At 48.5% G+C, this 12,808-nt stretch carries 14 protein-coding genes; 13 read left to right on the forward strand and 1 reads right to left on the reverse strand.

Translation table 11 applies throughout. The features are described from left to right. The 7 genes from rpsB to greA form a co-directional block, all read left to right on the forward strand. Nucleotides 1-588 (forward strand): 30S ribosomal protein S2 (rpsB, locus tag VGS28_00005; protein HEV2412180.1); only part of this gene is annotated, 588 nt, incomplete at its 5' end. After that, nucleotides 588-1,190, forward strand: a complete 603-nt coding sequence (locus VGS28_00010; GenBank protein ID HEV2412181.1) for a translation elongation factor Ts — start codon at nucleotides 588-590, stop codon at nucleotides 1,188-1,190. The genes rpsB and VGS28_00010, both read left to right, overlap by 1 nt. 32 nt (nucleotides 1,191-1,222) lie before the next feature. Then, nucleotides 1,223-1,780 carry a ribosome recycling factor gene (gene frr / locus VGS28_00015; GenBank protein HEV2412182.1) on the forward strand — a complete coding sequence of 186 codons (558 nt, stop codon included), beginning with the start codon at nucleotides 1,223-1,225 and terminating at the stop codon, nucleotides 1,778-1,780. 46 nt (nucleotides 1,781-1,826) lie between these two features. Further along, entirely contained in the window at nucleotides 1,827-2,969 is a 1,143-nt protein-coding gene (locus VGS28_00020; GenBank protein HEV2412183.1) for a site-2 protease family protein, read from the forward strand. After that, a complete protein-coding gene (locus VGS28_00025; protein HEV2412184.1) occupies nucleotides 2,950-3,702 on the forward strand; it encodes a type II CAAX endopeptidase family protein in 753 nt (250 codons plus the stop codon). The genes VGS28_00020 and VGS28_00025 overlap by 20 nt, the downstream gene beginning before the upstream one ends. A 231-nt stretch (nucleotides 3,703-3,933) precedes the next feature. Beyond that, entirely contained in the window at nucleotides 3,934-5,658 is a 1,725-nt protein-coding gene (locus VGS28_00030; protein ID HEV2412185.1) for a proline--tRNA ligase, read from the forward strand. Nucleotides 5,659-5,793: 135 nt separating this feature from the next. Continuing rightward, on the forward strand, nucleotides 5,794-6,252 hold the full coding sequence (gene greA, locus VGS28_00035) for a transcription elongation factor GreA (GenBank protein HEV2412186.1): 459 nt from the start codon (nucleotides 5,794-5,796) through the stop codon (nucleotides 6,250-6,252). Nucleotides 6,253-6,254: 2 nt separating this feature from the next. On the opposite strand, the gene lysS is transcribed toward greA, so the two are convergent. After that, nucleotides 6,255-7,763, reverse strand: a complete 1,509-nt coding sequence (gene lysS, locus VGS28_00040; GenBank protein HEV2412187.1) for a lysine--tRNA ligase — start codon at nucleotides 7,761-7,763, stop codon at nucleotides 6,255-6,257. A 122-nt stretch (nucleotides 7,764-7,885) separates the two neighbouring features. Between lysS and VGS28_00045 the strand changes: the two genes are divergently transcribed. The 6 genes from VGS28_00045 to VGS28_00070 all read left to right on the forward strand — a co-directional run. Next, a complete protein-coding gene (locus VGS28_00045) occupies nucleotides 7,886-8,614 on the forward strand; it encodes an ABC transporter ATP-binding protein (protein HEV2412188.1) in 729 nt (242 codons plus the stop codon). Continuing rightward, nucleotides 8,615-9,892 carry an FtsX-like permease family protein gene (locus VGS28_00050; GenBank protein HEV2412189.1) on the forward strand — a complete coding sequence of 426 codons (1,278 nt, stop codon included), beginning with the start codon at nucleotides 8,615-8,617 and terminating at the stop codon, nucleotides 9,890-9,892. It abuts the gene before it with no gap. After that, nucleotides 9,893-10,384 (forward strand): peptide-methionine (S)-S-oxide reductase MsrA, encoded by a 492-nt coding sequence (gene msrA / locus VGS28_00055; GenBank protein ID HEV2412190.1) that lies wholly within the window; start codon nucleotides 9,893-9,895, stop codon nucleotides 10,382-10,384. It begins immediately after the preceding gene. Between the two features lie 147 nt (nucleotides 10,385-10,531). Next, nucleotides 10,532-11,833: a serine--tRNA ligase gene (gene serS, locus VGS28_00060; GenBank protein HEV2412191.1), complete on the forward strand. Its 1,302-nt coding sequence runs from the start codon at nucleotides 10,532-10,534 to the stop codon at nucleotides 11,831-11,833. Then, nucleotides 11,830-12,228 carry a ribosome-associated translation inhibitor RaiA gene (raiA, locus tag VGS28_00065; protein HEV2412192.1) on the forward strand — a complete coding sequence of 133 codons (399 nt, stop codon included), beginning with the start codon at nucleotides 11,830-11,832 and terminating at the stop codon, nucleotides 12,226-12,228. Before serS ends, raiA begins: the two co-directional genes overlap by 4 nt. A gap of 3 nt (nucleotides 12,229-12,231) precedes the next feature. Further along, nucleotides 12,232-12,808, forward strand: a 577-nt coding sequence (locus VGS28_00070; GenBank protein HEV2412193.1) for a preprotein translocase subunit SecA, incomplete at its 3' end; no start/stop codon positions are given.

The following is a 12,808-nucleotide window of genomic DNA, read 5'->3' on the forward strand; positions in this document are numbered from 1 at the left end:
GACCTAAACAAGACAATTGAGGGTCTTGAAGTAGCTTTGCCGTTTATCACGGAGACTGTTGCATCGGGTAGACAAGTCTTGTTTGTTGGTACCAAACGTCAGGCGAAAGATATTGTTCAACAAGCGGCTATTGAAGCAAAAATGCCATACGTAACAGAGAGATGGTTGGGTGGGATGCTGACCAACTATAAGACGATCTCGTCTCGCATTAAGCGACTCAAAGATCTTGAGGAGCGAATGGCGAATGGCGAATTAGCCAGTCGTTACGCAAAACTAGAAGTTCAGCGATTCCAGGAAGAAATTGACGAGCTCAACCACAAACTAGGTGGTATAAAAGACATGAATGGCATGCCTGGCGCCCTCTTTATTGTGGATGTTGTCGATGAAGCCTTGGCATTACGTGAAGCTAGCAAGCTGAGCATTCCTATCGTCGGTGTTGTTGATACTAACGCCGACCCGACACTTGTTACATATCCAATTCCTGCCAACGATGACGCGATCAAGGCATTACAGCTCATTACTCGTTATGCCAAGGAGGCGGCTCTGGAAGGCCTAGCCAAGCGTAAGAGCAACGGAGAGGGTAAGTAATGGCAGACATTTCCGTAGAAGAGATCAAGCGCCTCAAAGATCTGACCGGTGTTGGTCTGACTGAAGCCAAGAGAGCCCTTGTAGATAGCAATGGCGACTTTGATAAAGCTCTCGAAGAGATGCGCAAAAAAGGCCTAACTCGTGCCGAAAAGCGTGGTGAGCGCGAAGCCCGTGAGGGATTAGTTGAAGCCTACGTCCATGGTGGTCGTGTAGGTGTTCTCGTCGAACTTAATTGTGAGACGGACTTCGTAGCTCGTACCGATGAATTCAAGACGCTTGCTCATGACCTAGCTCTGCACATTGCTGCTATGAACCCAGCTTATGTTAGTGCTGATAGTATCCCAGCGGCTGAGCGCGAACGGAAGGCAGCTGAATTCACCGAAAAAGTTCAAGGCGAGGGCAAATCTGGTGATATGGTACCAAAGATCGTCGAAGGTATGGTCAAAAAGCACTTTGGTGAACTTTGCCTACTAGAACAACCGTTTGTCAAAGACCAGAACAAGACCGTCAACGACGTTATCAAAGAAGTTATCGCCAAGCTAGGCGAGAACATCGTCGTCGGACAGATGGCGCGAATTGAGCTCGGTGTAGTCTCTGCTTAAAAGTCTGTCCACATCTTTGGTATACTGAAAGTATGTTTAATACAGACTCTTATGAAACGCGGATCCAACAGGCTCTGCAGCACTTTGAAGATGAGATAAAAAAGTTAAGAACTGGTCGAGCCAACCCGAGTATGCTCAGCGGTGTAATTGCCGAAGTATACGGCGGTACGCGGATGCCTCTAAACCAGATCGCTACGATCACCTCACCAGAACCTCAATTACTACAAGTAGCTCCATTTGATCCAGCCAATCTGCAAGCAGTCGTGGTTGCTATTCGTGACAATCAACTTCTAGATCTCAACCCGAGCGACGACGGACGAGTAGTCCGTATCCCAATACCACCACTCAATGCTGAGCGCCGTCAGGCAATCGTCAAGCAGCTCTCTGAGAAAGTTGAGGAATGTCGTATCGCGATCCGAAGTGTGCGGCACGATGCATTGAAAGATGCCAAACAAGGAGAAAAGGACAAACAGATTTCTAAAGACGATTACGCCCGGATCGAGAAAGCCATGGATGACATCGTTGCCAAGTCACAGAAGACACTCGATGAAAAGATGAAGGCTAAAGAAGCCGAAATCATGACAGTGTAACCGTTTGTAAGTATACTTTCAGGATAAGTATGTATAAGGGGACAGCGTGACAGTAGTTATATTCATCATCGGCCTAATTCTATTTGTCCTACTCGTCGTTGTTCATGAGCTGGGTCACGCTATCGTTGCTCACCGTAATGGGGTAGTCGTTGAAGAGTTTGGTATTGGTTTTCCGCCGCGATTATGGAAGCGGGTTCTGAAAAAGAGCAAAACAGTCTTTTCACTTAACGCTTTACCAATCGGAGGCTTCGTTAGACTAAAGGGCGAACATGATAATGATAAGGGCCCGGGTACTTACGGCGGTTCATCATTCTTTGTAAAGGCGAAGATTCTACTGGCCGGGGTGGCCGTTAACTGGATAACAGCTGCCGTTATCTTCACAGTTTTGGCCTTAACCGGGATACCCCAGCTGGTCGGCAATCAGTTTACGGTTAAGAGTGACACGAAGGTTATCAACAACGTCATCTTGGTCTCGGACATCACCTCACATTCACCGGCCGCAAAGAGTGGGCTCAAGGTGGGTGATCAGCTGCTAAAGGTTGGATCGGCTAGTGTGACAAGCACCGATCAACTAGTGGCTTTGACTCATCGTGATGCAGGTAAAAAAGTAGATATCGTCTATTCACGTAGCGACACTATCCACACGACGACCGCTACTCTTAATAAAATCGACAAGGACAACCAGGGCTACTTGGGTGTCGTGCCACTCTCCCACGTTATTCAACGTTCGACTTGGTCGGCTCCGATTGTCGGTGTAGGTCTGACAGCCCAGCTAACGAAATTAACCTTGCAAGGGCTTTGGGACGTTCTCGATAATCTGGGTACCGGCCTCTTCCAGTCGCTTAGCCCGAATGCTCACCAGCGTGCAACGGCCAGAACCCGGATCTCTGACGCCGGCCAGAACGTGGCTGGGCCAGTCGGGATCGTCGTCCTTCTCAAAGATGTCAGTAGCCAAGGCGTCAGCCTCATGCTTTATCTGATCGCAGTCATCTCTCTAACATTGGCTGTTATGAATGTCCTGCCGATTCCTGCTCTTGATGGGGGAAGGCTCTTCGTGATGCTACTTTATAGGCTACGTCGAAAACGACTGACCGAAGAAGTCGAGGAACGTATCCAAGGATATGCGTTCGCGGTCCTAATGGGATTAATCGTACTGTTGACGGTCGTCGATGTCAGACACTTCCTCTAATCATCCGCAGTACCCATCGGCCGAACCACCGGCAAAGAAACAGTTATGGGGACCCTGGACAGCTCTCTGGATTGGGTTTCTCATCTTCGTCGTCCCGATGTTCGTCATCGCCGAGATTGCGTACCTTACACACTGGAATATGCCGAATCAGGACCTCCAGCAGTTCTACATGTATGCTGGCTCGATTGCCATCACCTTGATCCTACTCAGGATGGTTCTGCAGAAAAGATACAACATCGGCTTTAAACAACTTGGTCTAAATCACTTTTACTTCCGCTATATCGGCTACGCGCTTTTAACGCTACCAATTTATTTCATCTGCTCGGCGGCACTAACTGAGATTGTCTCGAGTCTGTATCACGGCTTCAATATTGCCCAACAGCAGAATACGGGCTTTACTGGTAGCGCTCATAGCTCAGTTTTGGAACTCACCGCTGTCTTCGTGTCGCTTGTTATTATCCCACCATTGGTTGAAGAGACACTCTTTAGGGGTTTTCTGCTCCAGGGCATGCGCAAACGATTCCCTGCCGTCATTGCTGTCATTCTCGTCAGTTTGATCTTCGGAGCAGCTCACGGACAACTCAATGTTGGTATTGATACTTTTACGCTTAGTTGCTTCTTGTGTTTCTTGCGTATCAAAACCGAAAGTCTCTGGCCTGGCATTCTTCTGCATGCCACCAAAAACTTCATTGCCTTCATTGCGCTTTATCACCTCTTTCAGTCATTCTTTTGACAGATTACTAACTTCGGTGTACCATGAGCGAGCTATGGTTACTTTGTTCCATCTTAGTAAAACCTATCTACCGCTCCCGCTGCCTAGTTAGCAGCCGGGGTCATATTAAACTTATAATCGATCACAGACAGCCCCGGTCAAGGGCTGTTTTCAGCCACCACGTCTGTGCTTTAACGGCCTAGTCATATATGATGATGTAAGAATCGTGTATGGCTGGAAGGAATTACCATAATGAGAGCAACTAAGTTATTTGGTGGAACGTCTAAAACAGAGGGCAGCGACAATACCATTCCCTCAAGCCGGCTGCTGACTCAAGCTGGCTATATCCGTGAATCAACGGCTGGTCGTTACTTCTTTCTACCGCTCGGTATCAGGGTTCACGAGAAGATCATTCGCATTGTTCGTAGACACATGAATGCCGCAGACGGGCAGGAAGTTCTAATGCCTGTTCTTCATCCGATTGAGCTATGGAAAGAGACCAACCGGACAACAACCACCGGCTTCGAGCTAATGAAAGTTAAAGACCGTCGGGAGGCGGAATTTGCGCTTGGTGGAACGGCCGAAGAGATGGCAGTCGATCTGGTTCGTAAGTTCAATATTAGTTACAAGGACTTACCATTTAATATCTACCAATTCTCGATGAAGTTTCGTGATGAAGTTAGGGCTCGTGGCGGTCTGCTGAGAGTTCGCGAATTCGTGATGAAGGATGCTTACAGTTTTGGTACAGAGCAGCAGTTCAAGGATGTTTATCAGCAGATGTGGAACACATACCTGAGTATCTTTGATGAGCTAGGGCTTAAAACCGACGTTGTGGCCGCAGACAACGGCTATATCGGCGGGGAGTATTGTCATGAGTTTGTCAGCGAGTCAGAAGTGGGGGAGAGCCGCTACTTTATAGATCAAGAGAATGGTTATGCGGCACACGAAGACGTCGCAGTCTTCCGCGTCGAGGATAAAAACGTGGGTGACGAGCTCAATGAACTCCAAGAGATCGAAGCGGTTCGTGGTACGACCATGGAAGACGGCGTCAAACTGCACGGTCTACCCCTCTGGCAGCAGATCAAAGACGTCCTTTTCTTTGACGAGGCAACTAAGCGTTACATCCTGGCCATTATAAGGGGTGACTTCGACGTCAATGAGACCAAGTTAATGCAGGTCGCAGGTGCTTGGGACCTTCGAGCTGCGACCGCTGAAGAGATTTGTGAAGATCTTGGCAGCGAACCAGGCTTTATATCGCCGGTTAAGTTCCCCAAGAAAGGGGCTAAGAGTGGCTACGAGGTTGTCATAGTTGCCGATAAGTCGTTGAGGACAATCCGCAACGCTTACGGAGGCAATAACAAGAAACACGGCGACCTTCTTAATATCAATATTGAACGCGACTATAAACCCGATATTGAAGCCGACATTGCTCTGGCTCAGCCAGGCATGCACAGCCCTCGGGGTGGAGAACTGATTGAGAAGCGGGGTATTGAAGTCGGGAACATCTTCCAACTGGGCTATCACTACAGCAACCTCATGCATGACGCCGAGTTTACTAACGAAAAAGGTGCTCGCCAGAAGTACTATATGGGCTGCTACGGCATCGGAATCGGTCGGACTATGGCTGCCATCGTTGAGGCTCACCATGACGACAAAGGCATCATGTGGCCTGAAGTAGTTGCGCCATTCACCCTGACGCTACTCAGATTCGGTGACAATCCTGAAGTCATTAAGATGGCTGATGAGCTACATATTGAGCTAGAAAAAGCAGGGGTAGATGTTCTTTATGATGATCGCGATCTTCGCCCCGGCGAGAAAATGGTTGATGCTGACCTCATCGGCATTCCACATCGAGTCGTTGTCAGCGATAGGACATTAGCTGAGTCGAAATACGAATACAAAAAACGAACAGAGACTGACTCACAGCTTCTAGATAGAGAAGCGATTCTCCAGAGGGTGATTAATCACACTTCTTGAGGCGAGCGAAGTGTGGTATAATTTTGCACATCGGTTTAGGCACTAACGCGACGTCTTTAAAAACAAGATGAGTTGATTCTGTTTGATGAGATGTTTAGTTTGTGGAGAAGACATTAGATTATCCGAGGTCTTATTATGAAGAAAGATTATCAGTTAACCAAAGCAGGGTGGGACGAGTTAGGCAAAGAACTTGCCGAATTAAAAGCGCGCCGCGGCGAGATTGCTGAGAAGATTAAATCTGCACGTGACTTCGGTGATCTTAGCGAGAACGCTGAGTACGATGCCGCCAGGGACGAACAGGCCCAGGTAGAGGCACGAATTGCAGCAATTGAAGACATTCTTCAGAATGCCAGTGTCCTTAAAGGCGCTCCTAAGAAAGGCACTGTGGCAGTCGGTAGCACTGTTACCCTTGAAGGGCCTAAGGGCGAAGTCGAGTATACCATCGTAAGCTCGGTTGAGGCCGATCCGGCTCTGAAGAAGATATCTGATGAATCGCCAATCGGTCAGGCACTGATCGGCAAGAAAGTCGGACAGAGCGCCGAGATTAAGACGCCTTCTGGCAGCATCTCTTTCGAGATCAAGCACATAGCTTAGATCTATTTGACGATATTCCCGTAAATACTCTTGGTTGTTTCGTCTACTTCTCGTCGCAACTGCGGGAATGGTACGCCTTCACGGGCAGTTACGCCTTCAAAGATCCAGAAAACACGCTCAGAGTTTCCCCATCCACAGACAGGTGGCATACCGTATTCGAGCATCTCAACGTAGTCAATATCCAACATCTGGGCCTCATCGTCTCCTGCATCGCGCATCTTCTGCTGTTCGACGAAGCGGTTGAGCTGATCGATCGGGTCATTAAGCTCACTCCAGCCGTTGCCAAGTTCGGTCCCAGCAATAACTGGCTGGAAACGCTCGACAACATTTGGGTTAGATGGATTCTTCTTAGAGAGCGGGCTGATAAAGAGGGGTGTGTTGATCAACCAGATAGGGCCGGCAATATCTTTGCGGATATTCTTCCAGAGCTTATCAATGCCTCGGGCCTTATTTTCGGTCTGTTCGACTTCTAGTTTATGATCAGCAAGCGCCTTCTTGACCTCCTCAAGGGTACAATTGTAGACGTCGATCCCGTAGTGTTTCCTGACCGTCTCGGCATAATCCCACTGCTCCCATTCTTGTGAGAGGTCGACGTCAAAGTGGCCAAGCTTAAACTTGAGAGTACCGAATGTCTTCTCGATAACGTAGCGGAACATCTCTGTCATAAACTTCATACCATCTTGCCAATCAGCATAGGCCCAGTACCATTCCATAGCGACGTGCTCAGGAAGATGTTCGTCAGAATAATTCTCGTTTCTAAAGCGTGGACCGATGTCGAAAACTTTCTCATACCCAGCACCGATCAGGCGCTTGAGGGGTAGTTCGTGACTGATGCGAAGGTAAAAGTCCTGATCGAGGGCGTCCATGTGTGTAACGAATGGGTTAGCATCGGCCCCCCCCGTGGTGTGTTCAAGTACAGGGATATTAATCTCAACGAAATCGTGCTCAAGCAGGAACTGTCGTGTCGCTTGCCAGAAGTTGCTTCGACAGATGAAGCGCTCGTAAACGTTTCGGTTAACGTTAATATCGATATATCGACGACGTAAACGCTCCTCTTTATTGGTGAGCCCATCAGGGGTGTAGGGCATTGGACGTAAGCTCTTAGTTAGGAGTCGTAATTTAGCTACGTCAACTGAAACTTCACCGGTCTTGGTCTTGATAACTCTACCAGTAGCCTGGATGAAGTCACCTGCGTCGAGAAGAGGTAACTCATTGAGACCAAGCCGACTCTCGTCAGCCTTGAGCGGCTGAACACTTTGTTCCGTAAGAAAGAGCTGCAAAGATCCACTGGCGTCCTTGACGACTATAAAAGCAATCTTGCCAAACTTGCGGATATTTATGATTCGACCAACGACACTGACTTCCTGACCTTCCAGGCTGGTGAAGTCTTTGGTGACTTGAGCTAGTGTATGAGTACGCGCAGCGTTCGCGGGGTAAGGGTCAACGCCCAACTTCTTGAGCTCTTCAAGTTTGCGTAAGCGCTCGTTGCGCAGTTCCTGTAGTGTAGCCATTTGCCTATATCTTATCGGAAGCGACCATAAATGGAAACATCGTTGCTTTGGCCAGGTCAGGTTAACTTGATTTTTAACTCCTAGAACTCCATAGTTAGAAGAGATATTTAGGGGAGATGAGCGTGATTCGAGTCAAACACGCTACCAAAAGTTACGGCCCTCGCCACAACCGCTTCACTGCGATTGATGACGTAACCTTCGAAGTACCCGAAGGAAGCACCGTGGCAATCGTTGGCAAGTCGGGCTCAGGCAAATCGACCCTTATGCATCTTATTTCAGGATTAGATCGGCCGGATGACGGGGAAGTCATTATAGAAGGAAAGAACATCTTTAAGCTTAGGGGAAAAGAGCTTGATCAGTTCCGAAACCGCCATATTGGCTTTATCTTCCAATCGTTCTTTGTCGAAGCAAACGAATCCCTATATCAGAACGTCTCCCTACCGTTAGAGATACGACAGACGATTTATAATAAGCGCCGAGAGAAGATCCTCTGGGCCCTTGAGCGAGTCGATATGCAGGATAAGGTTAACGTTCGAGCAGGTAAGCTCTCGGGTGGTGAGAAGCAACGACTAGCTATCGCTCGGGCTATCGTTAACGAGCCAAAAATCATCTTTGCCGACGAGCCGACTGGAAATCTTGATTCCGCAACCGGTGCCAAAGTCGTTAATCTTCTCTTTGAACTCAACAAACAGATAGGCAGCACCTTATTTGTAGTGACACATGATCACGAACTAGCTGCTAGATGTCAGATACTGATCCAGCTTAAAGACGGGAAACTGGTATCAATTAAGGACACTTCATCTGCAAAGAACTCCAAACAGGCGGTCACGACTGGCAAGGAGGGTGAGTAGATGCATATTAGCGACGGGCTTCGGCGAAGTGGTCGTAGTCTGCGACTAGCTAAAGCGCGAACGATTCTGACCGTCATAGCTATCTCAGTTGGCGCTCTGGCTCTAGCCCTCACACTCGCCGCTGGTCAAGGGGCGAAAGACTTTACTAATCGTCTTATTAGCACCAATTTCAACCCGAGCATCATCTATGTCGTTAAGTCAGATACTTCCCAAACGATTAATGCTCTTTCTGGTAATAACAAACCTCAGCGCTATAACCCTAGCCAGTCTAGCTCAAGCAAGAACCTGCTAACTTCTGCTGATCTACCGAAAATTGCCAATGCCGGTAATATAACGAGAGTGGCTCCAGCTCTCAGCCTCACCCCGTCATATGTGACAGCAAGCGGGGCGAATAAGTACGATGTACAGGTTCAGAGCGACGAAATAGGTGCTAAATATCGGATAATAGCGGGTAAGGTGCCGACTTTTCTGGAAGGTAACCAAGCCGTCATACCACAAGCGTATGCGGCTATCCTTAAGCTGGGCCCAGACAACAGATCGATTTTAGGTAAGATGTTTACAGTCCACTACGTCAACGATGCCGGTCAGGGTTTAGATCAGCAGTATAAGGTAGTCGCCATATCGCAGACTTCCTCGGGCCTCTTTGGAGGGACGAGTGACATTCTTATATCTGAGTCGGCGTCTCAAGAGGCCTATTCATTTCAAACAGGTCAGCAGCTCGGCGATGAGCAGTTTCCGGCTGCGATTGCGTATGCCAAGAAGACCGATGATGTCTCAATGCTTCTCACTGCCAATGCTGTTGCAGCGCAAGGCCCATATGCTGCCGAGAGCGCGAAGGATCTGGCCAACCAGATCACGTCGGTTATTAATATCATCCAGTATGCGGTGGCCGGTTTTGGTGCCTTGGCACTTCTTGTTTCAGTCTTTGGCATCATCAATACCCAGCTGATAAGTGTCTTGGAGCGGACCAAAGAGATTGGACTAATGAAGGCTCTTGGTATGAGTGCTCGAGGAGTACTTGGCCTCTTTGTCTTTGAGGCTGCTTGGATCGGTTTCTGGGGTGGTGTAGTTGGCATCGTGTTAGCTTATGTTATCTCCCTGTACGCTAATCCGTGGATCAACAACCGGCTTAACCTCGGTGGTAATCTCCTTGTCTTCAAGCCTGAACCGATAATAGCCCTTGTTATCGGCCTCATGCTCGTCGCAGCCTTAGCCGGTTTGGCGCCTGCCTGGAAGGCTAGTAAGATGAATCCAATAGAAGCTTTAAGGACGGAATAGATGGGTAAAGAGACTGCTATCTTCGCAGCTGGCTGCTTCTGGGGTGTCCAGGACTATTTCGATAAGGTCAAAGGTGTCCTTGAGACAGAAGTCGGCTACACAGGTGGCCACACCAAAAACCCGACCTATGAAGATGTCTGCACTAGTAGGACTGGCCATGCCGAGTCTATCCGAATAATCTTTGATCCTGACGTCGTCAGTTACGAGGAGCTAGTCCAACACTTTTTCTATATGCATGATCCGACTCAGCTCAACCGCCAAGGGCCCGACATGGGAGATGAGTATCGTTCGGCTATCTTCTACCTCGACGAGACACAGAAGACAACCGCCAAGAAAGTCATCCAACAACTGGCAGACAATCACCACTTCAGAAGGTCAATTGTTACGACTCTAGAGGGGGCCGATACGTTCTATCGGGCTGAGGAGTTTCACCAGAATTTCGTTAAAAAACACGGCTTTCGTGGCTGTCCTGTTTCGCCTCCGCAGAGTTAACAAAGGCAGGTTAGTCTGCTATTATTAATCTGTAATGACGGTGTTTGTTTACTCAGGCAGTTTTCGCTCAGGTCGGCTTTGAGCCGATTGTTACTTTCACATACCGTTTCAGACAAAACCCACCTTACTAAGAGAAGGAATATTGCCATGCTAAGTATTCAATTTATCCGTGAAAACCCCGAACTGGTAAAGACAAAATCAAAACAGAAGGGCTACGAAGTTGACGTCGATCGACTCGTAGAGCTTGATACGCGACATCAGAAGTTATTGGCTCAGATCGAACCACTTCGCCATGAGCGTAACCAGCTAGCTGAAGGTTTTAAAGGAAATAAACCCTCAGACGAGGCTCTATCTAAGGGTAAGCAGCTGAGAGAGTCTATTAGTGCTCTTGAGGAAAAATTGAAATCAGTTAGTAAAGAGCTCAACGCCCTCCTTTATCAGGTGCCCAACATGCCCTTGGATGACGTTCCAATAGGCTCAAGCGAAGATGAGAATGTTGTTGCCAAGACCGTTGGCGATATACCAAAGTTTAGCTTTAAACCAAAGACTCACTGGCAGATTGGTGAACCACGTGGTTGGATAGACAAAGAGCGAGCTGCCAGGGTGGCCGGTTCACGGTTTGCCTACATTATGGGAGACATGGTTAGGCTGCAATGGGCCATGATGAGCTTCGCTATGGATCAGCTAGCTGACGAGAACGTTTTAAGAGAGATTGCTGAGAAGAACAATCTTAAGGTGAGCACCAAACCATTTAAGCCCACGCTACCACCTGCAATGGCCAAGACCGAGGTTTACGAAGCAACAGGCCGCTTGGATAGTGAACAACAGACCTATAGGGCTGGGACTGAGGAAGATGATCTCTGGTTGAACGCTAGCGCTGAACACACCTTAGCGCCGATGTACATCAACGAGATTATCGATGAGGATAGTCTGCCACTCCGGTACGTCGGCTATACAACGGCATTTAGGCGTGAGGCCGGCACATATGGCAAAGATATGGAAGGCGTCCTGAGGATGCATCAGTTCGACAAGTTGGAAATGGAAAGCTTCACAACTGCCGAGACTTCGCTTGACGAACATCTCTTTCATATAGCGATCCAAGAACACCTGATGCAGAAGCTCGAGCTTCCGTACAGGGTGCTTATGAAGTGCACGGCTGATATTGGCAAACCGAATGCCCGAGGAGTCGATCTTGATGTATGGCTGCCAGGACAAGACAAATATCGCGAAAGCCATACGGCAGACCATATCACTGATTATCAGACGAGAGCCATGAAGACCCGTGTCAGGCGTAAAGATGGGAAAGTCGAGTTGGCTCACACAAACGATGCCACCGCACTTTCACAAAGGCCGCTTCTTGCCATCATTGAAAACTTTCAGCAGGAAGATGGGACGGTAAAAGTCCCAGGAGTCCTGCAGTCATATATGAATGGGAAAAAGGTCTTATGATTAAAAATATAGACGTTGCGAGCCAGGGTGTTGAGTTGACGGACGACCTTAAGAAGTACATCAACAAGAAGATTGGCAAACTCGATCGTTACACCCCAAGACATGCTCGCAAGTCTGTACACGCGGCCGTGAAGTTACGTGAGAAGACCACAAAGTCTGCCAGTAATAAGTATGAGTGCGAAGCCATTCTCTATCTGCCGAACGATCAGCTGACGGCCAACGAAGCCACATTGAATATGTTCGCTGCGGTTGATATTGTAGAGACTAAGCTTCAGAACCAGTTGCGTCGTTATAAAGAGAGAGCTATTAAGCAGAGCCGTATACCTCGCGGACAGATTACCAACCGCCTTCGGCGGATTTTACGCCGAGACGAATCAGAAGTAGGAAGTGAGTAGTTAATGAAGAACCGTGTCCTCATCAAGATACTTGGTGACCCCCAAGCAAAGATCCTCCGTCGCCTTAAGAAAAGAGTGGGCTCTATCAATGTGCTCGCAGACAAGTACAAAAAGATGAGCGACAAGGAGCTCAAGAAGCAGACGGTGGTTTTCAGAGAGCGACTTGAAGGCAAGAAAACCACTCTTGATGACATTCTGCCAGAAGCTTTCGCCGCGATGCGTGAGGCAGCCGAGCGAACAATTGGCAATCGTCACTTCGATGTCCAGCTGATAGGCGGCATGGTCTTGCATGAAGGCAATGTATCGGAGATGAAGACCGGCGAAGGAAAGACCTTGGTGGCTACACTGCCCGCATACCTCAATGCTCTCGCTAGTAAAGGCGTTCACATCATCACTGTTAACGACTATCTGGCTCAGCGTGACTGTGGCTGGAACGGTCAGGCCTACTATGCACTCGGCATCAGCACAGCTTGTATCATCGCCGAGCAGTCGTTTATCTACGATCCGGAATACACCAACAACGATCACGAAGATGAGCGTTTCCGTCACCTCAGGCCATGCACCCGAAAAGAGGCCTACG

The sequence above is a fragment of the Candidatus Saccharimonadales bacterium genome (assembly GCA_035945435.1).
In the GTDB taxonomy this organism is placed as follows: domain Bacteria; phylum Patescibacteriota; class Saccharimonadia; order Saccharimonadales; family DASZAF01; genus DASZAF01.

Excerpts from the sequence above, each read along its gene's own strand:
- VGS28_00010 (HEV2412181.1), top strand. The coding sequence starts at position 588 with ATGGCAGACATTTCCGTAGAAGAGATCAAGCGCCTCAAAGATCTGACC.
- frr (HEV2412182.1), top strand. The coding sequence starts at position 1,223 with ATGTTTAATACAGACTCTTATGAAACGCGGATCCAACAGGCTCTGCAG.
- VGS28_00025 (HEV2412184.1), top strand. The coding sequence starts at position 2,950 with ATGTCAGACACTTCCTCTAATCATCCGCAGTACCCATCGGCCGAACCA.
- VGS28_00030 (HEV2412185.1), top strand. The coding sequence starts at position 3,934 with ATGAGAGCAACTAAGTTATTTGGTGGAACGTCTAAAACAGAGGGCAGC.
- greA (HEV2412186.1), top strand. The coding sequence starts at position 5,794 with ATGAAGAAAGATTATCAGTTAACCAAAGCAGGGTGGGACGAGTTAGGC.
- lysS (HEV2412187.1), bottom strand. The coding sequence starts at position 7,763 with ATGGCTACACTACAGGAACTGCGCAACGAGCGCTTACGCAAACTTGAA.
- VGS28_00050 (HEV2412189.1), top strand. The coding sequence starts at position 8,615 with ATGCATATTAGCGACGGGCTTCGGCGAAGTGGTCGTAGTCTGCGACTA.
- msrA (HEV2412190.1), top strand. The coding sequence starts at position 9,893 with ATGGGTAAAGAGACTGCTATCTTCGCAGCTGGCTGCTTCTGGGGTGTC.
- serS (HEV2412191.1), top strand. The coding sequence starts at position 10,532 with ATGCTAAGTATTCAATTTATCCGTGAAAACCCCGAACTGGTAAAGACA.
- raiA (HEV2412192.1), top strand. The coding sequence starts at position 11,830 with ATGATTAAAAATATAGACGTTGCGAGCCAGGGTGTTGAGTTGACGGAC.